This is a genomic window from Wolbachia endosymbiont (group A) of Hylaeus communis (genome assembly GCF_947251915.1).
Taxonomy (GTDB): Bacteria; Pseudomonadota; Alphaproteobacteria; order Rickettsiales; family Anaplasmataceae; genus Wolbachia; species Wolbachia pipientis.
The window spans coordinates 31,331-54,813 of the sequence record NZ_OX366396.1 but is presented as its reverse complement, the minus strand read 5'-3'; the positions used below and the strand labels follow the sequence as shown (position 1 = coordinate 54,813).

Genomic DNA, 23,483 nt, shown 5'->3' with positions numbered 1-23,483 from the left:
GAAAATTACAAAATAAGACAATATTTTACATAAGATTGAAATTTTTAACTAATTAAGCCTTCCTCCAACAGCTTTGCCCTGTAGTTTTTGATATGGTTAGGATCACTTGAAAATGTATAATTTTTGTAGTTAGCTCTGCTATGCATATATAGCTCTTTCCATAAAAGTCCGGATGTGATAGGATAAGGGTAGATGATGATAAGGAGGTTGAATGCCAGCAGCATATAGTTATGATTTAAGAAAAAAAGCAATGGAAGCGCTAGACGAAGGAGAAAGCAGAGAAACAGTGGCAGCAAGATTTAAGATTGGACGAACTACTTTATGGGAGTGGCAGCAAAGAAGAAAAGAAACAGGAGACTTTCAATCAAAAAAACTTGGAAATGGGGGTTACAATCACAAAATTACCGACTGGGATACCTTTGCCAAATTTGCCAGAGAACACGGAGGAAAGACTCTATCGGAAATGGCTAAACTTTGGAACAACGTTAGTATCCAAACGATCTATCGAGCCCTTAAAAAAATTGAATTTACGCGCAAAAAAAGACATATGGATACAAGGAAAGAAACGAAGAAAAACGTGCTGAATTTTTGAAAATTATAGCGACAAAAGAACCTAAAAACTTAGTGTATATAGATGAGTCTGGCATTGATAACACCGAAGACTACCCCTACGGATATTGCCAGAAAGGACAGCGGTTTTATGCCTTAAAATCTGGAAAGAAAACTCAACGAATCAGTATGGTTGCAGCCTTAAGTGGAAGAAAGATAGTTGTTCCGTTAACCTTTGAAGGCCACTGTAATATGGATGTTTTTAATGGATGGTTTGAGCAATTTTTGACACCGATCTTGGAACCTGGACAGACTGTCATTCTTGACAATGCTACTTTTCATAAGTCTGATAAGATTATCGAGCTTGCTAAAGGGGTTGGTGCAGAAATTTTGTATCTGCCGCCTTATTCTCCAGATTTCAACAAAATTGAGCATCATTGGTTTGCTATAAAAAACAGAGCCAGGAAAAACATTCCTCTATTCGAATCCTTTCGTCGTGCTGTTGATTCTGCCTTCCTATGACCTGTTCGGACTATTATGAGAAATGCTATATGAGGTTGTCCGGAAACAAGTAAAAGGCTATAATATCTGAAATTTTAGTACGGGGTAAAGATGAGAAAAAAGTATCCAACAGATCTAAGCGAAAGGGAATGGGCAAGAATAGAAAAACACTTCAGAGTATCATACAAGAAAGGAGGAAGGCCGCCAAAGTATAGCAAAAGAGAAATATTAGAAGCAATTTTCTATGTATTGCGTACAGGGTGTCAATGGCGGTATTTACCAAATGATTTTCCGCTATGGAAGACTGTGTATGAGCAGTTCAGGCAATGGAAGAAGCAGGGAATTTTTGAGAAAATGAATTATGAAATTACAAAATATAGTAGAAGAAAAATAGGAAGGAATGAGCAGCCGAGTGCCTGTATAGTAGATAGTCAATCTGTAAAGACTACAGAAAAGGGGGGATCAAAGGCTATGATGGAAGTAAAAAAGTAAAGGGTAGAAAAAGGCATATAATTACAGACACTCAGGGTTTTATACTAGGTTGTTACGTAGGCGCTGCTAACGAAAATGATAGAGATGGTATTAAAATAGCATTAAACAATATGAGAACAAAATATACTAAAGTTAAAAAAATGTGGGCTGACATGGGATACCAAGGAAGAAATTTAAAGAATCACATAAAGGAAGAATATGACATAGATATTGAAATTGTTAAAAGGCCTACATGTAGATTTTGGGTGCACAAAGATACGCCACCTGAGCTACTACCAACAAGAGAACAAGGGTTTAAAGTACAGCCAAGAAGATGGGTTGTAGAAAGGACTTTTGCTTGGGTTAATAGGAATAGAAGGCTATCGAAGGAGTATGATTTACTCACAACATCCACTGAGAATTTCATATACCTAGCTATGAGTAGGGTTATGTTAAAGAGGGAATATGCTTGAATTTACTTGTTTCCGGACAACCTCTAACCCCAGGGCTTCTTTTGCCTTTTTTTTCATTTGGTAAATTTCTTAATATTTATGGCTAAAGATTGCACGAATGTTGCAATTACAAAAACGATTTCTACTAGGGTGTCACGCACTGGGATGACACCATTCTTTTTCCTGGATCCAAGTAGTCAGGGCACTGGGATGACAGCTACCCTGACAATCGTCATCCCGCTGCTTGTTAGCGGATACCGCGGCGGTATGACGTAGAAGTTATACTTTTATGCTTACCAACTTAATAAAATTCCTGGATTCCAGTGTCAGCTACTTTCATGACACCAACAGTTGATATTGGTTTGTTGCTTTACTGACAGCTACTAGCTATGCCTCAAGTTTCCTATTCAAAACTTTCAATATTAGATCCAATTCATTTGGATTATTATACCGTATCATAACTTTACCCTTAGAATTGTTGTCATTAATTTTGATCTTTAAACCAAGTTGAGAAGATATAGCGCCTTCTATTACCGTCATATCTTGATTTCTAGTATATTTCTGTTCTTTTTGATTATTATTTTGGTGTAAGTCTTTTATCAATTTTTCAGTTTGTCTAACACTTAAGCCCTGAGAAACTATTTTTTCTGCAATATCTTCCGCATTTTCAACATTAATCAACGCTCTTGCATGGCCCATAGACAATTTTTTTTCATTGATCATCATTTTTACACTATAGGGAAGTGACAACATCCGAATCATATTGGTTATGTGGCTGCGGCTTTTGCCTATAGCTGAAGCTAATTCCTCATGTGTATAGAAGAACTCATCTATCAGTTTTCTGTAAGCTTCACCTTCTTCTATTGGATTAATATCTTGCCTTTGTATATTTTCAATAATGGATACTTCCAAGCATTCCTTGTCGCTCAGATCTTTTATGATAACCGGTGCACTATCAAGATTTGCAATCTTGCTTGCTCGCCAACGACGTTCCCCAGCTATTATTTCGTAACCATCATCATTTGAATCTTTGCGTACCACAATAGGCTGTATAATGCCACTTTTCTTTATCGAATTTGCAAGCTCTCTTAATGATTCCTCGTCAAAATGTTTCCTCGGTTGAAATTTGCTTGGGTGCAGTAATGAAATAGGCAAATACTCTTGTCGATCTTCTTTATTATCATAATTATCGCCTATGAGACCGGCAAGACCTCTGCCGAGGCGTCTATCATCCTTCATACTACGCCCTCGCTTACTAGCTTCTTCTCCTTACAACTGCTCGCGTGCTTTTTTAAAATTTCCCTTGCCAAACTTATATATGCTTGTGCACCAGGACACTTAAGATCATACACAATAGCGGGTTTTCCATGAGAAGGCGCTTCTGATAACCGTACGTTACGTGGAATAACAGTCTCATACAATGGGATGATAGTTTTGTATACTTTATCATTTAAATACTGGCAAATATCGTTTTTAATCTGTTCACTGAGTTTGTTGCGCCTGTCATACATTGTTAACACTATCCCTTCTATTGCCAAAAAAGGGTTTAGGTTATTCCTTTTTATTAGCTCCACAGTTTTAACTAAATGGCTTAATCCTTCCAGAGCAAAAAATTCACACTGAAGAGGAACAATAATAGAATTAGCAGCAGTCAAAGCATTTATGGTCAGAAGCCCAAGTGATGGAGGGCAATCGATGATTATATACTCATAATTATCGCGTATCTTCTCCAATGCGCTTTTTAGTACGAATTTTCCTCGCTCAAGTTGCGATAATTCAATTTCTGCAGCTGACAAATCAACTACTGACGAAATTAGCGATAAATTCGGAATTTCCTTTATATTGAAAATTGCCGATTCTATCAATTTATTTTCGCTGCTTAGTAGTATTTTGTATATGTTTTTTTCTTCCCTACTACGATAAGAAATCCCGAGTCCGGTGCTAGCATTTCCTTGAGGATCAAGATCTACCAATAAAGTGCTTTTTCCCACAGCAGCAAAGGCTGTCGACAAATTTATACTAGTTGTGGTTTTGCCAACTCCACCCTTTTGATTTACTATTGCAATAATCTTGCTCACGCCTTTTATCTTATGTATAAAATAATTCTATTGTATATATGCAAGAAACTTTTGCATTAGAAAATTTTTTTGTTGCTAATCACACTAAAATTAGACTGTCTTTTTTGCTTTGTGTAACACACTTTGAACCTTGTTTCCTAATTCATTCAGAGTGAATGGTTTTGGCAAAAAGTGAAAATCTTCTATATTGATGTCATCACTCTTTAAAAAAGCATCTTCTGCATACCCAGAAATAAAAATAACGTTGATACTTGGCCTATGGATCAATGCTTCTTTAACTATTTCTGGGCCGCTCACCTCTGGCATGATTACATCAGTGATTATAAGATCTATATGTTGACTTTTTTTACTGATTATTTCTAGCGCCTCGCTGCCTATGCTTGCTTCTATTACATCAAATCCTTTTCTTTTGAGTGCTTTAGAGATGAATTCCCTTACTGAATCTTCATCTTCGATTAATAAAATTATACCATTACCTTTAATTTCACTTACTACCGGTTTTTCTGTTTCTTCACTATCTTCCTCTCTATCATTTTCATCTGATATGTAAACCATGGGCAAAAATATGCTAAATTTAGTTCCATGATTTACTTTGCTAGCAACATAGATGTATCCTTCAGTTTGTTTAATAATGCCATATACAGTAGAGAGGCCAAGACCTGTACCGGAAGCAATATCTTTAGTAGAAAAAAATGGATCAAAGATCTTTTCAGTTGTATCACTCGTCATTCCACATCCAGTATCAATTACTTCAATCACAACATAATTTCCATGTTCAATCGCTTCCTTGTCTGGAGAAAACATATCCTGAGGTGTAGAATTTAATGAGTCAATCTTTTGATTAAAGGTTCGTATAGTTAATTCTCCGCCCTTTTCCATAGCAGCACTAGCATTGACTGCTAAGTTAAGTATAACTTGCTCTAATTGCCCTTGATCAGCCCTAACAGCACCCAAGTCTCTACCATAATAAATATTAAATTTTATATTTTCACCTATTAATCTTTTTATCATTTCATAAAGATTAGCTATAGTATTATTTACATCAATAATTTTTGGCTGCAAGGTCTGTCTTCTTGAGAAAGCAAGCAATTGTCTTACTAAATTTGATCCACGCTTTGCATTTTGCTGTATCTGTATTATATCTCCAAAAGATGGATCACCAGCTGAATGCTGGAGTAAAAGCAAATCGCAAAATCCTATTATCCCAGTCAATATATTGTTGAAATCATGCGCAATACCACCTGCTAACTGCCCTATAGCTTGCATCTTTTGATAATGCTCAAGCTTTATCTCTAGGTTTTTGTGTTCAGTATTGTCAATAAAATAACAAAGTATGAAGATCATTTTATTATGAAGAAACTTATTGAAATATATTTTTATGTTATTACCGCCGTTGAGCTGTACATCAAAGGACGCATTATTTATTCTATTACTCGAAAAATATTCACGTATTTTTACATGATAACTATCCAATATCAATGTAAAGATTGAATTATTATCTGACCCTGCAAGCTTTATTAGTGCCGTATTTTTCTTTACAAAGTTGCCGTTTATGTCACATTGTGCAATAGCAATTGATGAATTTGCAAAACAAGGGTGTAATTGATAATCAACAAGATTTGATTCGGTTGGTGTTATAAAGCCATATATATAGCTATGGTTGTATTTATCACAAAATATAGCAGTGCTCATATAAGCCTTGAATGGAATACCACTTATAGTAAAAAACAAAATTTCATTATCGGTTATTGTATTGTTATATTTAGATTGAGATATAAAATCACTGATTGAGCTACCTTTTTCCAGTTTTTTCAGTTCAAATATGTCTAAAAATCTTTTATTTACAGATAAAATCACTCCTTTGGCATTTGCAATGTAAGTTCCTATACTGTGTTTTTCTATTAACTCTTCATATATCTGCTCCTTGTTTATCTGTGTTGCTTTTAACACAAAATACCCATCTGGCCTTGCTATTGGCACTAATGATAAATTTAAAATCTTATTACTATTTATAGCAATTTGGGGATTATCTGGTATTGGCTCAAAGAGCAAAAGAAAGTTAGATACTCTATTCTTCTTGTTTAAGGAAATGCATACCTGTACAGAAGAGTTATTTTTTAGTGCATGATAGAGTACTTTTTTGTCTGCTTCTGAAACATCTCCTATTTCAAGAATCTTGCCTAACGTAATGTCATCATCTATATGATCTTTAAACCTTTCGTAGAACCTTGCATCAGCATAAATAATACCTTCATCTTTATGTAAAATAAGGCAAAATTCTGTATTATGATTTAGTGCATTTGCAAATATTGCATTTTGAAATTCTATAGTATTAAGTAGGTATCTGTAGCGTTTTACATTATACATCATAAAGAGAGTTGTTAGAATGCTAACTAATAAATTAATCTCTATATTAATATGCTGACTATATATATCAAAAAAGTAGAGTATCGATATTGCTACTGGAGGTAAGAGCATAATAACTGCCATCACAACAATTGACATTCCATAATTTCTTAGTATGAAATCAACCCTGTTCTCTTTTTTGTTATCTATGTATCTCTTATTCATTATTGTTACTTGGCATTGTTGTACATACGAAAATGTTCTATTATATTGATTTAATTATTATAGATTTATTAACGTCTTTGATAGATAATTATCATCCAAATCTAATTAAGTTCCTTAAATATCAGATACAACAATGTTAATAAGCTAGTAAGAGGATATTATGGAAAAACAAAAAACACAAGCATTTAAATGGTTCTGTGCACTAAGAGATAAGATCATAGAATCTTTCTTATTAATTGAAAAACAATCATCCGCAGAGCCAAAGATCGAAAAGAGAAAGTGGGATCGCCCAGGTGGTGGAGGTGGTGAATCTACAATTATTTTTGGTAATGTTTTTGAAAAAGTTGGAGTAAACGTTTCAAAAGTACACGGAAAATTTGCAGATTCAGCCATTAATGAAATTCCTGGTGCAAGTGAAAGTAACGGAGAGTTCTGGGCAAGCGGTATATCTTTAGTGTCTCATATGCAATCGCCCCTTATCCCTGCAGCACATATGAACACAAGGCTGATATATACTTCAAAACAATGGTTTGGTGGAGGAATGGATTTTACGCCAATATATAAAAATGAAGAAGATTGCAAGTATATCCATGAATCAATCAAAATGACATGTGATAGATTTGACACCGGATATTATCCAAAATTTAAAGAGCAATGTGACAATTATTTTTTCTTACAACACAGAAAAGAGCCACGTGGTATTGGTGGCATTTTCTATGATAATCTGAGTTCTGGCAACTGGGAAAACGATTTTGAGTTCACAAAAGCAGTAGGTGAAGTCTTTTTGGAAATTTATTTGCACATCATACGTAAACATATACAAAAATCTTGGACAAAAGAACAACGAGAAAATCAATTAATAAAACGTGGCAGATATGTAGAATTCAATCTGTTATACGATCGTGGCACAAGGTTTGGTTTAATGACTGACGGCAATCCAGATGCAATTATGATGTCAATGCCACCACTTGTTAAGTGGTTATAGAGAGCTGCTATTAGTAGAAAATAAATCATCATAGTTTAAAATTGTACCATGGTAGTGAGCTTTTATATAGGGGGTATAATCATGGGCATAATAGATAATTTTTTAATTAAATCTGTCAAAAACAATGACATAAAAGGTGTTAAACTGACTCTCATTCTCTATGATGCATTAAATAGTTTTAGAAAATTCTTTTCAAAGACTATGTCTCTCAAGAATACAGGATCATTTGATATAAATAATAATCAAGCTTTAAATCAGGCTTTAGGACATGCTACAGATCACAAAATAATGGAATTGCTGATTAATCGTGGAGCTGATATCCACTCAATAGATGAGAATGGAAAGAATGTTATAATTCGTGTTATTGAGAGTTTAGCAGAATCAAAAAATCTAAAATTGGATAGTGAGAAAAACTTACCAGCAGAGATAATTCTTCACCCCACAGTTTCCTTTTTACTAGGAAAAGGCGCAGAGTATTATTCTACAGATGATTTGAATGTTGAAGCTATACAACAAAAACCTCCTAGAACCTCTGAATATGAGCCAATAACTATGTACGCTGAGGTGAACAACAATGTAATACCACCTCAAAAACCTCCTAGAACTTTTGAGTATAAGCCAAAGAGCACTAATTATGATGCTTTGCCTTCAAAAGAGCCAATTTACGCTGAGGTGTATGATGCTAAGGTTAGTAACTCATTAGGGGAGAATGGTTATTTGAGTGTATCAGAAGAATCTATTTATGCTGAAATATATGATTCACATAAAAAATCCACTGAAAATTTATCATTGGAAGATAGTGGTTATTTGAGTATATCAGAAGAACCTATTTATTGCACTATAGATGATCTTTCAGAACAAAAAAGCCTACTAGCCTAAAACAGAAAGAGCCAGAACAGTCGTCAGAACCTATTTATGCTAGGGTAGATTTGTCCAAGAAAAGAGCAGAAAGAAAAGCAAAAGACATAAAAGCTAATTCTGGAACTTGCCATGGGTTAGTGCAAGATAAAGTGAATGATTGGCAAGTGAAGCTAAATGAGCTAAGTGCTAATAAGTCGATAAGTCAGCAACAGACTAATGATCAAAAAATTAAGACCAAGGCTGGCTTTAGTGTAGAAGAAATAAGGCAGAAATATGAGCGTAGAGATTCTGGCTACGATTCTGGCTATGATTCCGATACAAAAGTTGAACAACAATTAGAATTAGCTCCTAAATCTGAGATAGGTTCAGTGAGTATTGAGCATGGAGTAATAGGAGGCTGTCGATATAAGATTACTGATATATCCCTCTAACTATGTGATTCAAAATAATTGAATTGACTTTATATATGTAATCGATATAACCTAGTTAGATTCAAGTTGACTCTTTCGTCTAGTGGTTAGGACACCACCCTTTCACGGTGGTAACACGGGTTCAAATCCCGTAAGAGTCACTCAAGTAGAATATAATTAAAGTTTTGAATGGGAAAAATTAGGCTCTATGTTGAAGAAGCTTTATCACAAGGCGTGAGTTTAGCACTTAATCCACAACAAAGTCACTATATTTGCAATGTAATGCGGCTTAAGAAGTATGATAATCTCTCTCTTTTTAATGGAAAAGATGGAGAATGGTTAGGAGAAGTAGTTAATATATCGCGTAAATTGACAGAAGTTACACCCAAAGAATGCACTAAACAACAGCAATATGAGGAAAATTTATACCTGTATTGTGCCATGGTAAAAAGTGCTGCTTTGAACAACATAGTAAGACAGGCAACTGAAATGGGAGTAATCTGCATTCAATTTATTTCAACGGAACGTACAGTGGTAAAAAATATTAACCTAAGTAGAGCAAAATTACAAGCAATCGAAGCAGCGGAACAATCAGGTAGGATAAGTATACCAGAGATTTTGCCTCCTATTAACTTTTGTGAGTTACCTGATTCCCAGAGTAAAAATTTTGTTTTGTGTGATGAAACAGGTAAAGCTGACAAAGTGCTGAAAGGCAAAAAAAATGTTGCTATTATTGTTGGCCCTGAAGGTGGTTTTTCATCTTATGAACTTGATCTTGCCGATAAGTTTTGTCAAAAATTGAGTCTAGGAAAAAGAATTTTAAGGGTCGATACTGCTGTAGTTGCTGCACTCACTTTCACCAATTGGTGTAGCTAGATTTTTAAATATGACTAAGGTTTGGGTCATAAAGAAATCTGGTTCAGTGTTGCGCGCACAAAAACCCTGTAGACTTTCTACGAAGCAGTCTGTTGTTAAAGAGGAGCTAATAAAAAACATATTCTAAGATAATATTAAATCTCATATTATATTTTTTCTAAAGTAAACAAATGAATCTTGCATTTTGCCTGAGTTATTGATACTCTGAGTAAAGAAGTCGGGGCGTAGCGCAGCCTGGTAGCGCATTTGGTTTGGGACCAAAGGGTCGGGAGTTCAAATCTCTCCGCCCCGATGTTAGTACGATTGTAAAAACGCTGCAATATAAGAGCAATCTCCATCAGTAAGCAAGTAGCTGACACTGGAATGACATCATTTACCATGTAAATTGTGGCATATTATATTTTAACGCTCAAGTTTATAAAATAATTGACAATGTTAATTTTCTAATTTATAAATAGATTTTGAAATGATTACCGAAGGAGGTATAGAGTTTGATAGAAGTATCAGTCCATTATGGTGATGTACACAGAGCTCTTCCAGTATTGAAAAAAACAATTCAAAAGGAAGGAAGAGGGTTGAAAATGAAAAAACAATATCATGAAAAAAAATCAGAAAAAAGAGCTAAAAAGAAAGCTGAAGCTAAAAAAAAGAGGTACCAACAAGAGTGCAGAAGGCAGCGTTATGGTTGGTAGTTTGTACTCAGGTTAATAGTTTATCATTGGTTATTTTATGAATATTCACGAATATCAAGCGAAAGAAGTTTTGCATAAATTTAATGTCCCAGTGCCAAAAGGTTTTGTTGCTACATCTGCGGAAGAAGTAAAGACTCAAGTAAGTCAATTAAAATCTGACGTGTTTGTAGTTAAAGCTCAAATTCATGCAGGTGGTAGGGGTAAAGCCGGTGGCGTAAAGCTAGCAAAGTCAGTTGAAGAAGCTCAACAGTTTGTAAAGGACATGATTGGTATGACTTTAGTTACTCATCAAACAGGGCCAAGCGGTCAGCAAGTAAGAAAAGTGTACGTTGAAGAAGGCTCAAGCATTAAGAAAGAGTATTATTTAAGCCTGGTAATCGACCCGAAGCTCAGTAGGCCAATATTCATATTTTCCTCAGAAGGTGGAATGGACATTGAAGAAGTGGCAAAAAATTCTCCTGCAAAAATTGTGAAATTTGATATTGATTCTGCTACAAGTTTTGATAGCAGCAAGTTAAGCAGCAGTTTTGATTTGAGTCCAGAACAAATAGAAAAAATAACAAATGTTGCAAAAAATATATATGATGCGTTTATTGCAACTGATGCGAGCCAAATTGAAATTAATCCACTGGTTGAAACAAACTCTGGAGATTTTATTGCGCTCGATGCGAAAATTAATTTCGATGACAATGCTTTATATCGTCACCCAGAAATTATGGAACTTCGTGATTATGATGAAGAAGTGAAAGAAGAGATAGAGGCTTCAAAATATGGGCTCAGTTACATCAAAATGGATGGCAGTATTGGTTGCATGGTAAACGGTGCAGGTCTTGCTATGGCAACAATGGATATAATAAAATACTACGGAGCAGAGCCTGCTAACTTTTTGGATGTTGGTGGTGGAGCGAGTAAAGAAACTGTAACTGAAGCATTTAAAATCATATTGTCTGATAGCAACGTAAAAGGAATTCTGGTTAACATATTTGGTGGTATAATGCGTTGCGATATTATCGCAAGTGGAATTGTTGCGGCTGCAAAAGAAATGAGCATTAAAGTTCCTCTAGTGGTTAGATTATCAGGTACTAATTTTGAAGAAGGAAAAAAAATCTTAGAAGAGTCAGGATTAAATATTATTGCTGCAGATGAACTGGGTGATGCTGCACAAAAGATAGTAAAAGAGGTAAAATAAAGCATGTCCGTTTTAGTAAACAAAGATACAAGATTAATATGCCAGGGTTTTACTGGTGCACAAGGCACATTTCATTCAGAGCAAGCAATTGATTACGGAACGAAAATGGTGGGAGGTGTAACTCCTGGAAAGGGTGGTAGCACTCACCTTAATTTACCCGTTTTTAATACTGTAGCAGAAGCCAAAGAAAAAACCGGTGCAAATGCTACAGTTATATATGTACCTGCTAAATTTGCTGCTGCTGCAATACTTGAAGCAATAGATGCAAAAATAGAATTGATAATTTGTATTACAGAGGGCATTCCTATACTTGATATGGTGAAAGTTAAGCGTGCGCTTATCGGCTCAAAAAGTCGATTGATTGGTCCCAACTGTCCGGGAATTATTACACCTGAAGAATGCAAAATAGGAATTATGCCTGGCCATATCCATAAGCGTGGACACATAGGAATTATGTCTCGCTCCGGAACTTTAACTTACGAGGCAGTAGCACAAACAACCGCTGTTGGTCTTGGTCAATCCACGTGTATCGGAATTGGGGGGGATCCAATTCATGGTATGACATTTGTCGACTGTATGGAGCTCTTTTTAAAAGATGACGATACTCATGGTATTGTAGTTATTGGTGAAATAGGTGGAAACGAAGAAGAAGATGTATCACATTTTGTGAAAACAGAAAAAACTAAAAAGCCAATCGTTGGTTTTGTAGCAGGCCAAACGGCACCTCCAGGAAGACGTATGGGACACGCTGGAGCAATCATCTCCTCCAGCGGTGGAAGTGCTGGTGCAAAACTAGAAGTTATGCGGAGTGCCGGGATTGCAATTGCTGAAACCCCTGCAGTAATTGGTAAGAAGGTATTGGAAGTAATGCATCACTAGAATTAGGGTCACAAAAACCCTATATCACCGGTCATGAATACGTTATTTGCCCATTCGATTAATAACTTGCCTCCTGGTAAATTTACTGAAGTCTGTTGGGCAACCAGATATCCACGTAGTGTGGATGCAACAAGTGCTGCACAGGCTGCACTACCGCATGATGCAGTAATGCCTGTACCTCTTTCCCAAACTCTTAAAGCTATTTCTCCAGACTTTTCAACTTGTGCAATACTAACATTAATTTTCCGAGGAAATAATGCGTGATTTTCTAGCTTTGGTCCTAAATTTCGCAATGGTATTTCACTTATGTTATCAACAAAAAAAACTATGTGAGGATTGCCAATATTTACTGCAACAGGATCTTTTAGCATTTCAAGCTCTATAGGTAAGTGAAGAGTGTCACACTCAGTAGACAAGGGAATTTCATGCCATTTTAGCAAAGGTTTACCCATGTTAACCTTTATGGATTTATCACCCACTTTAAAACACTCTAAAATGCGTTTGCTTGTTAGCTCAATAATGGAGTATTCAGCACCTTTTTCTGACATTATCAAATATCCAACACAGCGTGCTGCGTTTCCGCACATTTCAGCTCGACTGCCATCAGCATTATAGATATGCATAAAACAGTCTGCAGCATTAGACATTGTTATAATTATCACTTGATCACAACTGCTTTGATCAGCAATTTGTCTATGGTTCCAGTCTAAATTGTTTGTTGAACGTGAGTCTATGATAACGAAATTGTTACCAGTGCCGTGCATTTTGATAAAATTTTCAGAATTTTGGCCACTCATCATAAAAAAATATTTCTTCTATTGGTCTTCTTTTCTTCTTACTTGTTTCAGCACCCTCTTCTTCGTAACCAACCGCTATCACTGACATTACGTTAAAGTCATTGGGTATATTGAACTCTTTCACTATTTTATCTCTATCAAATCCACCCATTTGATGGGCCATTAAGTTCATAACTGCAGCTTGTAACATAAGTCCATAATTTGCTGCACCAGTATCATGATTAGCCCAAAGATTTTCTCCTTTACCTTGTTTACGGAAGTTTTTAGCACTTAAAGATATGATTAACACTTGTGCATCTTTTGCCCATTTTTGATTAGATTCATCAAGGCAATTTAGCAGCTTTTCCCATGCGCTTTGATTGTTCTGTTTGTTGCATATTACGTATCTCCAGGGTTCATCACCAAAACATGAGGGAGTCAGCCTTACAGCTTCCATTAAAATATCCATGTCTTCCTGAGATATTGCTCTTGTAGGATCGTATGAACGTCCGCTGTGTCTTGCTTTCATCAACGATAATAGATCTTGTTTACTCATCATTTTTAATTTAATAGTGCATAAATAATGCATTGTAGCACAATATAAGCAAAATTTAAATTGCAAAACCTCTCATACACATATATTACATTTAATAAGTTATTTTTATTGGGAAGGTATGTTTATAACACAATCTAGCAGCAGATCAACACTGGCTGAAATATTGTCTTGCGTTTTACTTTTATTCTTGATGGCTCAAATAAGCATACCATTGCAGCCTGTGCCTATCACATTGCAAACTTTAGGAGTAATGCTTATTGGGCTTAAATTTAACCGCAGAACAGCATTCTATTCTGTGCTTACATATCTATCACTTGGTGCAGCAGGATTGCCTGTTCTTGCGAATTTTTCTGGTGGTTATCACGCTCTTCTTGGACCAACCGGTGGATATTTAATTGGCTGTTTAGCTGCTGTTATGGTAATGAGCAAAGTAAATGAATTACTGAACTCTAAGTATAAATCATTTGTATGTAATTCTTTAAGTTGTCTGGCTGGTACAGTTACAATCTTTATTTGTGGTGTTAGTTGGCTTGCTGTTTACTTGGGTCTGGAACAAGCAATAATGGTGGGTGTTTTACCATTTATCCTTCCTGGTTTGATAAAAATTTTTCTACTTGTAGCAGCTTTGCAATATTTGAAAAAATGATAAAATTTCGCCCTCATCATTTTATGTGCACCCTCGCGTTTCGGGGATATGGGTATTCTCAGGGTTTTGTAGAAAATTATAAAAGGATAGCAAGCAAAGTAATTAGTACTCAAATCGAAGTAGTTGGTAACCTTGATAATATCTGTAGTGCTTGTCCAAATCAGACTAAACAAGGTAAATGCACCACACAAGCTAAAGTTTTAGAGCTAGATAGAAGGCATATGGAAATTTTAGGAATTAAAATTGGCGAGACTTTGACCTGGAGTGAAGCGGTAGAAAAGATTAGGGAGAAAATGTCTTTAGAGAAATTCGAGTACGCATGTGAGGGGTGCAACTGGCAGCCATATGGAATATGTAAAAATGCCCTTTTAAATCTACAAAGGTAGTTGACAAAATGTTAAGATAAATTGAAGCATTTTTGTGGAAATAAAGCGAAATATGGAAGACAAAAGATAAATGCATTCTGAAAGGCTACACAGCATGTTCGTCCCGCTAATTAATAATATCTTTATTATTGTATGAGATAGGTAATTTAGCATTTATGAATTTGTAATGTGTTGCATATAGCTCAAAGAAATAAGGTTTACTGGTTACACGCTGCAGCCAATGCCACAACACTAGGACCTATGTTTATCTGCATGTTAATTTGCGTTGTGATTTTATGGAGGTCTTCTGTTACCTATGCTAGTGAAAATTTGGAGATACAGAAGGCCTTTGATAGTGTTGTCAAGCATATAAAAGCTGATAAAAAATATAAAGATCTTGATGTTATTGAGAGAAAAAGTGATAAATTTAACATCAAAATTGCGCAGAATTCTGGCAAGAGTTTTGACATATACTCTACTTTAAAAAAAGCAAAAGATTCCTTTGAATCAGGAGATAATGAAACAGCTATTTCTCTCCTTAATCAGATCATTGCAAAGTTTCCTTATCATAAAAATGCTTTAATTGGATTGGGAAATATTTATTACGCTAATAAAGAATACAAAAAAGCTGTAGAGATTTACACAAGACTGTTAAAAGAACACCCTAGTAACCCTTACATATTAAAAAATTTTCTGACGATAATCTCACAATATGATCCTGATCTGGCGTTGAGTGAAATGTTAAAATTGTATGATATACATAAAAATTATGCTCCTTTATTAGCAAATTTAGGTCTGATCTATATGAAAAAGGAGGATTATGTAAAAGGTAAAGAGTATATGATAACTGCTATTTCCCTCGATGAAAACAATATTTTTTATACTTATAATTTAGCTGTTATTCTAGATAAACTTTCAGATTTTCAAAATGCTACAATATTCTACTTAAAGTTGTTAAACATGGCTACAACTTCGAAAGATGTGAGTGAAAAAATACCTTTATACAAAGTGACAGCAAGACTAAAATTTATAAAACTTCACAGCACGCACCCAAAGATTTCATAAAAGCTTATAGCTTACCTAAAGCTAATTTATCGTATCTGTTCAAGGGAGTGGCTAATGTGCAAATATTGAAGCAAAGTGTGTGACACACAGCTGTACGAACATTTGTTTGCAAAGGTAATTTGCACAACAAATGCATAACTGTACGAACATTGTGATTTTGGCCCATCAGGAGGGTGTCATCCCAGTGCTTGACACTGGGATCCAGGAATTTTATTAAGTTGGCGAGCATAAAAATAGCTGTTTTATGTAAAAATACAACGTTTTAATGATTATGAAAAAGCTGGATCCCAGTGTCAAGCACTGGAATGACACCATTCTTTTTTCTGGATCCCAGTGGGCTTTGTTGCATCGCTCTTCGGATAGTAGGTAACGCACAATAAATTTATGAAGCTATCTCAAATTTAGCCATACCAATATCAGTGAACTTATTGAGCAAATAGCATTTAACAAGTAGTTCCTTCTCTCTATTTGTCTCAGATTTATTCCTAAAACTAAACCCGAATGTTTGTTTCAGTCGCGAGAAAAAACTTTCTGTATAAGATCTTTTTCCATAACTCATCTCTTTTTTCCACTTCTTTATACCATCTTCATCATATGACTTTATGAGCTTGACTGCAGAATTTCTTTCAGCCATATAGTCTAACTTTGGATGCTCTGCTGCGTTGTTTTTCGGAGGAATTTTCGTTTTTATACCATATTGATTACACAGCTTATAGAGCTTTTCTCTGTCATATGCCCTATCTGCATATAGTACTTTTATGACATACTGAAAATCGACTTCTTTTAGCAAATCACAAGCTCCATAGTGATCAGCCGTTACTGTATTTTACAGCTATGGCTTTTTTGCTGTTTGTATTCAACATTACATGCAATTTTCTTGTCTGTTCATAGCTGCGATACTTTCTATCTTCGCTATTTTCTTTGCTATGACCAGGAGTGTTGTTGTATATACTAATTCCTGTACTGTCTATAGCAATTTCGATATCTTCCATATTATTTTTATCAATTCTGCAATCATTGATCTTAATATTGAGTTTCTTAAACCTTCTTGATGATTGTGAATAGCTGATAACTTGCAAATTTTTCCCAATTTGCTCAAGGTATCCTGCTATAAACCCAACTGTTTGCCTCAGGCCTATTCTAAATAAACAAGTTACTATGTGCACCAAAATTACAACTTTATCGCTATAAATATTGTTGCCACCTGGTATTTTTGGACCATTCTCGTACCACTTTTCTATGGCTTCGTTGATATAATGAAAAATATTTCCTCTTTTTTCTAGAAATTTGTTATATTCGCTATGGTTACTGACCCTCATTTTTTGTGGCATATTTTTTCTTTCAAGGTTAAATGGCTATTTTATAATGAATTTTGTCAGTAGCCACCAGATTTTTTCAGTTGCTATGCAACAAAGCCATCCCAGTGTCGGCTACTTGGATGACACCATTTATTGTAAGGACTTACCTCACATTTACTCTATGATTATCTTTTTAGATCACCTTGTCTACCTATTTTGCCACTCTGCTGAACGGATACAATTTATTGCTATTTTTGTTTACAATAATAATATTGAGCTATAGAATTAGATCTAAAGGGGCAATTAGCTCAGCTGGTAGAGCATCTCGTTTACACCGAGGAGGTCGGCAGTTCAAGTCTGTCATTGCCCATTTGCTTAACTGAATGTTAGTATTATTAATTACTTCAATTAAAGTGTAGAAAATGCAGGATAATATAGTACCAATCTCAATAGTAAAAGAGCTGGAAGATTCTTATCTTTCCTACGCAATGAGCGTTATCATAAGCCGGGCTATACCTGACGTGCGGGATGGATTTAAACCTGTTCACAGGCGCATATTATATGCAATGTCAAGAGCTGGATTCGATGCCGGTAAGCCATATAAAAAGGCAGCTCGTATAGTTGGGGATGTAATGGGGAAATATCACCCACATGGTGATGCAGCTATTTACGATTCCTTGGTTAGAATGGCCCAAGATTTCTCTCTTCTTTTACCACTTGTTGATGGGCAAGGTAACTTTGGTTCGATAGATGGAGATCCACCAGCTTCAATGCGATACACAGAAGCAAGACTTCAAAAAGTGTCGCACTTTTTACTGAATGATATTGATGAAGATACAGTTAATTTTAGGCCAAACTACGATGGAAATGAAACAGAACCAGTTGTGCTGCCTGCAGAGTTTCCGAATCTATTGGTAAACGGTGCAAGTGGTGTTGCAGTTGGTATGGCAACCAATATTCCTTCTCATAATCTTGGAGAAATAATAGATGCTTGTATATTATATGTAAATAATCCTGAAGTTACTTTGGATGAGTTACTTGAAGTGATGCCAGGGCCGGATTTTCCAACTGGGGGAACAATTCTTGGAAGGTCTGGAATAAGATCAGCATTTGCAACTGGTCGTGGATCAATTGTTGTGCAAGGCAAGACTCATATAGAAGATCTGCCACAAGATAGGCAAGCAATAGTGATTGATGAAATACCTTACCAGGTAAATAAAGTAAAATTAATTGAGAAGATAGGTGAGCTTGTAAAAGAAAAAAGAATTGATGGTATAACAGAAATTAGGGATGAGTCCGATAAGTCTGGTATTAGAGTAGTAATTGACCTCAAAAGAAATGCTGAAGCAAGTTTTATACTTAATCAAATATTGGGGCTAACTCCACTAAGAAGTAGTTTTAGTGTTAACACTTTAGTGCTCAATAACAACAGGCCTGCTTTGATGTCATTGAAAGAAATCATAGAGGCCTTTATTGATTTTAGAAAAGAAGTGTTAATCAGGAGAACAGAATTTCGTCTAAGAAAAACGAGAGAAAAAGCTCATATATATATAGGGCTCTACATTGCGGTCCTCAGCATAGATGAAGTGATAAAAATCATCCGCGGTGCAAAAGATCCTGCGGAAGCAAGTAGAGAACTTTTAAATAAAGAATGGAAAACTTCGAATGAAATCAACACTATTATCGAGTTGATTTCAGATAGCGCAAGTTTTTTGAAAGATGGAGTGTATAGATTAACTGAGCTACAAATTAAAGCTATCCTTGATATGAAACTGCAGCGTTTAACAGGCCTTGAAAAAGACAAATTAGAAGCTGAGCTAAGTTCAATGATCAACCTGATAAAAGAATATATCGCTTTTCTTGGCTCAGGAGAGAAGTTGATGAAAGAAATAAAAAACAATCTACAAGAAATAAAGAACAGATTTGCTGTGCCGCGAAAAACTTCAATAGAAGAGTCAGACGCGGACATTGAAGCTGAAGATCTAATTCCACAAGAGGATATGGTGATAACCGTAACTATGAATGGTTATATCAAGCGTGTAAAACTTTCTCACTACAGAACTCAGCGTCGTGGTGGAAAAGGAAAGCTAGGACAGGGATTAAAAGAAGAGGATGTAATCACAGAATTATTTGTTGGAAATACCCATACTAGCTTTTTATTCTTTTCTAACATTGGTCGAGTTTATAGATTAAAAGTTTATAAGTTACCTCTTGCAGAGCCAACCGCACGTGGAAGAGCACTTGTTAACATATTTCCGCTTAGCGATGGTGAAACTATAACTAATATCATGCCATTGCCAAGTGAAAATGACGAAAATCAAAACATAGTTTTTGCTACTGCCTATGGAAACATAAGGCGTAACTCCTTAGCGGACTTTCACTATATTCCAAGCAATGGAAAAATAGCAATAAAGCTCGATGAAGGAGACAAATTAGTATCGGTTAAGGTATGTAATGAAATTGACCATGTTTTACTTTCAACAACGCTTGGAAAAAGTATCAGATTTGTTGTAAGTGATGTGCGTCAATTTAAGAGTCGCAATTCAGATGGCGTAAGAGGTATCAAACTTGTAAAGAATGACAGCGTGATATCCATGACCATATTAAATGGGATAGGTGTAGCAACAGAAACAAAAGAACTTTACTTAAAAGTTCCACTTGCAAAAAGACTGGGGACTGCAATTAATAACTCCATTGATTCTAAATTGGAAAAGACTTTGAATGATTTAGGAATAGATAACGAATTATTCTTAAAACTTGCAGTGAATGAGGAGTTTATATTAACTATTACTGAAAATGGCTTTGGTAAAAGAACTTCTGCGTATGAGTATAGAGTAACTAACAGGGGTGGTGTTGGTATCACCAATATTCTTACTACTAGCAGAAACGGTAATGTTGTTGCTAGTTTTCCAGTTGAGCAGGGTAATAATATAATGCTTATTACAGATAAAGGAAAGTTAATTCGCATTTCGGTCAATGAGATTAGAATTGCAGGACGCAGCACTCAAGGAGTCACTCTGTTTAAAACAGAAAGTAGAGAAAAAGTGGTGTCAGTAGCGAAAATTGAAGATCCTGATTCCACTGAAGATAGTATTTTTGAAGTTGAAAACTCTATCGCTTCTTAACCGTAGTATAGGTTAAACAAAAAGCGCAAGTTTTTGTTGATTAATACGCAGTATTTAAATTAAAATATATACTTATGGCTAAGTAAAGATCAATGGACAAAAAATTAACTAAAAATAAAAAACCACTGGCAGACAAAGAGGATAAAAAAACACCTCCTGTTAAAGATCTTACTAAAAATAAGAGTAGGAGAGATTTTATAACATTAACTACATGCGCTATGGCAGGTATAGGAGCTGCAAGCGGACTTTGGCCACTGGTTAAATCTATGAATCCTTCTGCTGAAGTTCTAGCAACTTCCACAGTGGAGGTGAATTTGTCTGGAATTCAGGAAGGACACGGAGTAAAAGTAAAGTGGCAAGGTAAACCAGTATTCATTCGTAGACGCACAAAGCAAGAAATTGAGGCTGCAAGAGCTGTGAATGTGAAGAGCTTGAGGGATCCTCAATTAGATGAGCAGAGAGTATACGAAGGAAAAGACGAATGGTTAATTATGCTTGGAATATGTACACATCTTGGGTGTGTACCGGTTGACCACGCTACAAGAGATGGTAATGGTTGGTTCTGTCCTTGCCACGGTTCATATTATGATACATCAGGCCGAGTGATTGGGGGGCCTGCACCGAAAAATATGGCTGTACCTGATTATTTTTTTCCCAGTGAGAATGTTGTGGTAATTGGCAAGAAGGCTTAACGGAACTCGTTAAAAAAAACTCACAGGATCAACATCTATTATCACTGCAATACTCGAATTCAAGTTACAATTTTTAATCCAATATTTCAGCTTTTTTTGTATAGATAAACTGTGTTTATTGTGTATTTTTAATAATACCCTATGCCGATACTTATTATTTAAAAAATTTATTGCTGCTGGTGATGGGCCAAGAATTTCAAATTCCTTTTTGTCTACACCTACATTTTTTTCCTGGATACAAGTAGTTAAGCTACTTGGATAACAAAGAAGAGATTTTACTATTTCATTCGCTGCTTTTTGTGTTGCAATCTGATTCTTACCACAAATTATAAGCGCTATTAATCTGCTAAATGGTGGCATTTTGGCTTCGCGTCTTGACTTAAGTTCGATTTCATAAAATGAGTCTCTTTTTTGATGCAGCAATGCTTTTATTATTGAACTTTCAGGATTATTAGTTTGCACTATTACCATTCCTTTTTCATTAAACCTTCCTGATCTGCCTGCAACTTGGTGCAATAATTGATACGTCTTTTCCGCTGCTCTTAAATCAGAATTTTCGAGGCTCAAATCTGCATTTATTACTCCAACCAAAGTTAATTTGGGAAAATTGTGCCCCTTAGCAATTATCTGTGTGCCGATTATAATGTTCACCTCTTCCTTTAACACTAAATCAATGATGTTACTAACCGACTTCTGATCGCTGCTTATCATCGCAGTTTTTGCGTTTGGTATTAATTTCACCATTTCTTCAAGTAACCTTTCAATTCCTATGCCGTAGAGGGACAATGGCTGTTCACTTTGGCAATTAGAGCATTTTTCTGGAAGTTTCAATTGATAAGAGCAGTGGTGGCACAAAAGAGCATTTTTTTTCTTGTGATATGTAAGCCAAACAGCACAATTTAAGCAGGAAATTTTATATCCACACTTTTTACAAATTGCCAGTTGTGCATACCCTCTGCGGTTTAGAAAAAGCATAACCTGCTGTTTTTTCTCTATGGTTTGTTTGATGCTTTCAAAAAGCTCAGAGGAGATCCATTGCTTGTTGTTCCTCATATCTACTACTTTAATGAGTGGCAATTCTGCACCACCAAATCGCTTAGTTAGCTTTACATGATTGTAATTCCCGTTTTTAACATGATGAATCGTTTCAAGCAGTGGAGTAGCTGATGATAAAATAATCGGAATATTTTCAAATTTGGCTAAGATTATCGCCATATCTCGAGCATTATATATAATTCCCTGTTCTTGTTTAAAAGATGAGTCGTGCTCTTCATCAACGATAATCAATTTTAGGTTTTTATAAGGCAAAAAAAGCGCTGACCGTGCACCAATAATTATCTGCGCATTTCCATTTGCTATATTGAGCCAATTATTCCGGCGAGTTTTTGGAGTGAGCCCTGAGTGCCATTCAACTAAGTTTTTTGATATCTGACCGCGAACACGATTTACCAATTGTGAAGTTAAAACAATTTCAGGTAGGAGGATTAAAATTTGTGTATTACCTTCTCCTGATGTCATTTCAACATATTCTGGTGTCATACTAGTACGTGGCAAAGACGGTATGCTAAATGTTACAGTGGGTTTTGCCTTGAGTATAAAGGTGTCATTCCAGTGCTTGACACTGGAATCCAGGAATTTTGATTGTAAATTAGGTATTGGTTTTAAGTTAAAATAAACATTTGTAATGAGGTTATATGAAAAACTGGATCCCAGTGTCAGGCTACTCGGATGACACCCTCTTGGTAGACCCAAATCACAATGTTCGTACAGTTGTGTCTCTGGGCACTGGGATGGTAAAGTCTGAGCAGCATTTGGAACGGCAGTGTAATTCTTAATCAATTGTGCAATCACAGAGAGATAAACTTCCGTTTTTCCAGATCCTGTCTCACCGTCAAGCAAAGTCACTGAATACTCGTTCAAATTGCTGATTATTTTATCACTAGCTATCTGCTGTTCAGGGCTTAATTGGCAACTTATTTCACTTGTTTCCTGCTTTTGTTCAACACAAACCAATTTATCTATGTGATTTACTTTTAACACTCCTCCCATTATCACTTTGGCAAGCATACCAATAGGTATTAAATTGTATTGTGCAACCCACTCTGCAAATGCAATCAATTTTGGTCTAATATTTGGTAAATCGATTTTTTGCTCAATAAATTTTAATTCTCGGTTACTTTTATCACTGTATTTCCAAACTATTCCGATTAAGCGTTTTTTGCCAAATGGCACCACTACGTAATCTCCAAGTAAAATCTCAGTATTTTCCTCAATTGCATATGAAAATAACTGATCAATTGGAAGTGATAGTAATACGTCAACTGTTTTTGCCATAGTGATTGAGTTTAACATTGTTTTAAAGAGCTTGTAACTTTATTAAGCTTGGCAATATAGATGAATCGGTACAGAGAAAATCTTAACGTTTAACACATTTTTCATAGTACAG

Annotated in this window: 20 protein-coding genes, 3 tRNA genes and 1 pseudogene; 17 read left to right on the top strand and 7 right to left on the bottom strand. The window is 35.5% G+C overall.

Going from position 1 to position 23,483, the window contains the following annotated elements; genetic code table 11:
- Positions 1 to 211 precede the first annotated feature (211 nt).
- Positions 212 to 1,071 (top strand): IS630 family transposase gene (locus OPR52_RS00255; RefSeq protein WP_265037751.1). Its coding sequence is split into 2 segments (ribosomal slippage): positions 212 to 536 and positions 536 to 1,071, totalling 861 coding nucleotides; the frame shifts between segments, so codons are not numbered across the junction.
- 90 nt (positions 1,072 to 1,161) lie between these two features.
- Positions 1,162 to 1,994, top strand: a protein-coding gene (locus OPR52_RS00250) for an IS5-like element ISWpi1 family transposase (protein ID WP_265037890.1) whose coding sequence is annotated in 2 segments (ribosomal slippage) — positions 1,162 to 1,531 and positions 1,531 to 1,994 — 834 coding nt in all. Because the reading frame shifts where the segments join, the coding sequence is not laid out codon by codon here.
- A gap of 366 nt (positions 1,995 to 2,360) precedes the next feature.
- On the opposite strand, the gene OPR52_RS00245 is transcribed toward OPR52_RS00250, so the two are convergent.
- The 3 genes from OPR52_RS00245 to OPR52_RS00235 all read right to left on the bottom strand — a co-directional run bounded on the left by OPR52_RS00245 (position 2,361) and on the right by OPR52_RS00235 (position 6,622).
- Positions 2,361 to 3,212, bottom strand: a complete 852-nt coding sequence (locus OPR52_RS00245) for a ParB/RepB/Spo0J family partition protein (RefSeq protein ID WP_265029912.1) — start codon at positions 3,210 to 3,212, stop codon at positions 2,361 to 2,363.
- A complete protein-coding gene (locus OPR52_RS00240; protein WP_006280226.1) occupies positions 3,209 to 4,051 on the bottom strand; it encodes a ParA family protein in 843 nt (280 codons plus the stop codon). Before OPR52_RS00240 ends, OPR52_RS00245 begins: the two co-directional genes overlap by 4 nt.
- 90 nt (positions 4,052 to 4,141) lie before the next feature.
- On the bottom strand, positions 4,142 to 6,622 hold the full coding sequence (locus OPR52_RS00235) for a response regulator (RefSeq protein ID WP_264723039.1): 2,481 nt from the start codon (positions 6,620 to 6,622) through the stop codon (positions 4,142 to 4,144).
- A 160-nt stretch (positions 6,623 to 6,782) separates the two neighbouring features.
- Here OPR52_RS00235 and hemF point away from each other — a divergent pair, with 160 nt between their 5' ends.
- From hemF to sucD, 9 genes are all read left to right on the top strand, one after another.
- Positions 6,783 to 7,607, top strand: a complete 825-nt coding sequence (gene hemF, locus OPR52_RS00230; protein ID WP_264723038.1) for an oxygen-dependent coproporphyrinogen oxidase — start codon at positions 6,783 to 6,785, stop codon at positions 7,605 to 7,607.
- Positions 7,608 to 7,688: 81 nt separating this feature from the next.
- Complete coding sequence (locus OPR52_RS00225; protein WP_259348826.1) at positions 7,689 to 8,486, top strand: hypothetical protein; 798 nt, start codon at positions 7,689 to 7,691, stop codon at positions 8,484 to 8,486.
- A gap of 50 nt (positions 8,487 to 8,536) precedes the next feature.
- Positions 8,537 to 8,899, top strand: a complete 363-nt coding sequence (locus OPR52_RS00220) for a hypothetical protein (protein ID WP_223823129.1) — start codon at positions 8,537 to 8,539, stop codon at positions 8,897 to 8,899.
- A gap of 68 nt (positions 8,900 to 8,967) precedes the next feature.
- A tRNA-Glu gene (locus OPR52_RS00215) sits at positions 8,968 to 9,039 on the top strand.
- A 28-nt stretch (positions 9,040 to 9,067) separates the two neighbouring features.
- On the top strand, positions 9,068 to 9,754 hold the full coding sequence (locus OPR52_RS00210; RefSeq protein WP_006279818.1) for a 16S rRNA (uracil(1498)-N(3))-methyltransferase: 687 nt from the start codon (positions 9,068 to 9,070) through the stop codon (positions 9,752 to 9,754).
- Between the two features lie 218 nt (positions 9,755 to 9,972).
- Positions 9,973 to 10,046: transfer RNA gene (locus OPR52_RS00205), tRNA-Pro, on the top strand.
- A gap of 199 nt (positions 10,047 to 10,245) precedes the next feature.
- Complete coding sequence (gene rpsU, locus OPR52_RS00200) at positions 10,246 to 10,446, top strand: 30S ribosomal protein S21 (protein ID WP_320109384.1); 201 nt, start codon at positions 10,246 to 10,248, stop codon at positions 10,444 to 10,446.
- Positions 10,447 to 10,483: 37 nt separating this feature from the next.
- Positions 10,484 to 11,635 carry an ADP-forming succinate--CoA ligase subunit beta gene (gene sucC / locus OPR52_RS00195; RefSeq protein ID WP_265038204.1) on the top strand — a complete coding sequence of 384 codons (1,152 nt, stop codon included), beginning with the start codon at positions 10,484 to 10,486 and terminating at the stop codon, positions 11,633 to 11,635.
- 3 nt (positions 11,636 to 11,638) lie between these two features.
- Positions 11,639 to 12,514 carry a succinate--CoA ligase subunit alpha gene (gene sucD / locus OPR52_RS00190; protein ID WP_015589444.1) on the top strand — a complete coding sequence of 292 codons (876 nt, stop codon included), beginning with the start codon at positions 11,639 to 11,641 and terminating at the stop codon, positions 12,512 to 12,514.
- An 8-nt stretch (positions 12,515 to 12,522) separates the two neighbouring features.
- Here sucD and dapF read toward each other — a convergent pair whose 3' ends face one another.
- The gene (gene dapF, locus OPR52_RS00185) at positions 12,523 to 13,311 is read right to left on the bottom strand and encodes a diaminopimelate epimerase (protein ID WP_006279822.1); all 789 of its coding nucleotides are present in this window, start codon (positions 13,309 to 13,311) and stop codon (positions 12,523 to 12,525) included.
- Complete coding sequence (locus OPR52_RS00180) at positions 13,292 to 13,879, bottom strand: nitroreductase family protein (RefSeq protein WP_264723473.1); 588 nt, start codon at positions 13,877 to 13,879, stop codon at positions 13,292 to 13,294. Before OPR52_RS00180 ends, dapF begins: the two co-directional genes overlap by 20 nt.
- Before the next feature lie 85 nt (positions 13,880 to 13,964).
- Here OPR52_RS00180 and OPR52_RS00175 point away from each other — a divergent pair, with 85 nt between their 5' ends.
- The 3 genes from OPR52_RS00175 to OPR52_RS00165 all read left to right on the top strand — a co-directional run bounded on the left by OPR52_RS00175 (position 13,965) and on the right by OPR52_RS00165 (position 15,922).
- Entirely contained in the window at positions 13,965 to 14,492 is a 528-nt protein-coding gene (locus tag OPR52_RS00175; protein WP_264723036.1) for a biotin transporter BioY, read from the top strand.
- Complete coding sequence (locus OPR52_RS00170; protein ID WP_209472357.1) at positions 14,489 to 14,878, top strand: DUF1284 domain-containing protein; 390 nt, start codon at positions 14,489 to 14,491, stop codon at positions 14,876 to 14,878. Before OPR52_RS00175 ends, OPR52_RS00170 begins: the two co-directional genes overlap by 4 nt.
- 168 nt (positions 14,879 to 15,046) lie before the next feature.
- Positions 15,047 to 15,922, top strand: coding sequence for a tetratricopeptide repeat protein (locus OPR52_RS00165; protein WP_007548480.1), 876 nt, complete (start codon positions 15,047 to 15,049; stop codon positions 15,920 to 15,922).
- Positions 15,923 to 16,304: 382 nt separating this feature from the next.
- Here the strand turns inward: OPR52_RS00165 and OPR52_RS07795 are convergent.
- Positions 16,305 to 17,253 (bottom strand): annotated as a pseudogene (locus OPR52_RS07795) (IS5 family transposase).
- Positions 17,254 to 17,517: 264 nt separating this feature from the next.
- Between OPR52_RS07795 and OPR52_RS00150 the strand changes: the two are divergent.
- From OPR52_RS00150 to petA, 3 genes are all read left to right on the top strand, one after another.
- Positions 17,518 to 17,590, top strand: a tRNA-Val gene (locus tag OPR52_RS00150).
- Between the two features lie 52 nt (positions 17,591 to 17,642).
- A complete protein-coding gene (gene gyrA, locus OPR52_RS00145) occupies positions 17,643 to 20,345 on the top strand; it encodes a DNA gyrase subunit A (protein ID WP_265038201.1) in 2,703 nt (900 codons plus the stop codon).
- Positions 20,346 to 20,437: 92 nt separating this feature from the next.
- Positions 20,438 to 21,037 (top strand): ubiquinol-cytochrome c reductase iron-sulfur subunit, encoded by a 600-nt coding sequence (gene petA, locus OPR52_RS00140; protein WP_010963095.1) that lies wholly within the window; start codon positions 20,438 to 20,440, stop codon positions 21,035 to 21,037.
- A gap of 9 nt (positions 21,038 to 21,046) precedes the next feature.
- On the opposite strand, the gene priA is transcribed toward petA, so the two are convergent.
- Complete coding sequence (priA, locus tag OPR52_RS00135) at positions 21,047 to 23,389, bottom strand: replication restart helicase PriA (protein ID WP_265038200.1); 2,343 nt, start codon at positions 23,387 to 23,389, stop codon at positions 21,047 to 21,049.
- Between the last annotated feature and the right edge of the window lie 94 nt (positions 23,390 to 23,483).

Excerpts from the sequence above, each read along its gene's own strand:
- sucC (WP_265038204.1), top strand. The coding sequence starts at position 10,484 with ATGAATATTCACGAATATCAAGCGAAAGAAGTTTTGCATAAATTTAAT.
- gyrA (WP_265038201.1), top strand. The coding sequence starts at position 17,643 with ATGCAGGATAATATAGTACCAATCTCAATAGTAAAAGAGCTGGAAGAT.
- OPR52_RS00175 (WP_264723036.1), top strand. The coding sequence starts at position 13,965 with ATGTTTATAACACAATCTAGCAGCAGATCAACACTGGCTGAAATATTG.
- OPR52_RS00235 (WP_264723039.1), bottom strand. The coding sequence starts at position 6,622 with ATGAATAAGAGATACATAGATAACAAAAAAGAGAACAGGGTTGATTTC.
- priA (WP_265038200.1), bottom strand. The coding sequence starts at position 23,389 with ATGTTAAACTCAATCACTATGGCAAAAACAGTTGACGTATTACTATCA.
- hemF (WP_264723038.1), top strand. The coding sequence starts at position 6,783 with ATGGAAAAACAAAAAACACAAGCATTTAAATGGTTCTGTGCACTAAGA.
- OPR52_RS00170 (WP_209472357.1), top strand. The coding sequence starts at position 14,489 with ATGATAAAATTTCGCCCTCATCATTTTATGTGCACCCTCGCGTTTCGG.
- OPR52_RS00225 (WP_259348826.1), top strand. The coding sequence starts at position 7,689 with ATGGGCATAATAGATAATTTTTTAATTAAATCTGTCAAAAACAATGAC.
- petA (WP_010963095.1), top strand. The coding sequence starts at position 20,438 with ATGGACAAAAAATTAACTAAAAATAAAAAACCACTGGCAGACAAAGAG.
- sucD (WP_015589444.1), top strand. The coding sequence starts at position 11,639 with ATGTCCGTTTTAGTAAACAAAGATACAAGATTAATATGCCAGGGTTTT.
- OPR52_RS00245 (WP_265029912.1), bottom strand. The coding sequence starts at position 3,212 with ATGAAGGATGATAGACGCCTCGGCAGAGGTCTTGCCGGTCTCATAGGC.
- dapF (WP_006279822.1), bottom strand. The coding sequence starts at position 13,311 with ATGAGTGGCCAAAATTCTGAAAATTTTATCAAAATGCACGGCACTGGT.
- OPR52_RS00210 (WP_006279818.1), top strand. The coding sequence starts at position 9,068 with ATGGGAAAAATTAGGCTCTATGTTGAAGAAGCTTTATCACAAGGCGTG.
- OPR52_RS00180 (WP_264723473.1), bottom strand. The coding sequence starts at position 13,879 with ATGCATTATTTATGCACTATTAAATTAAAAATGATGAGTAAACAAGAT.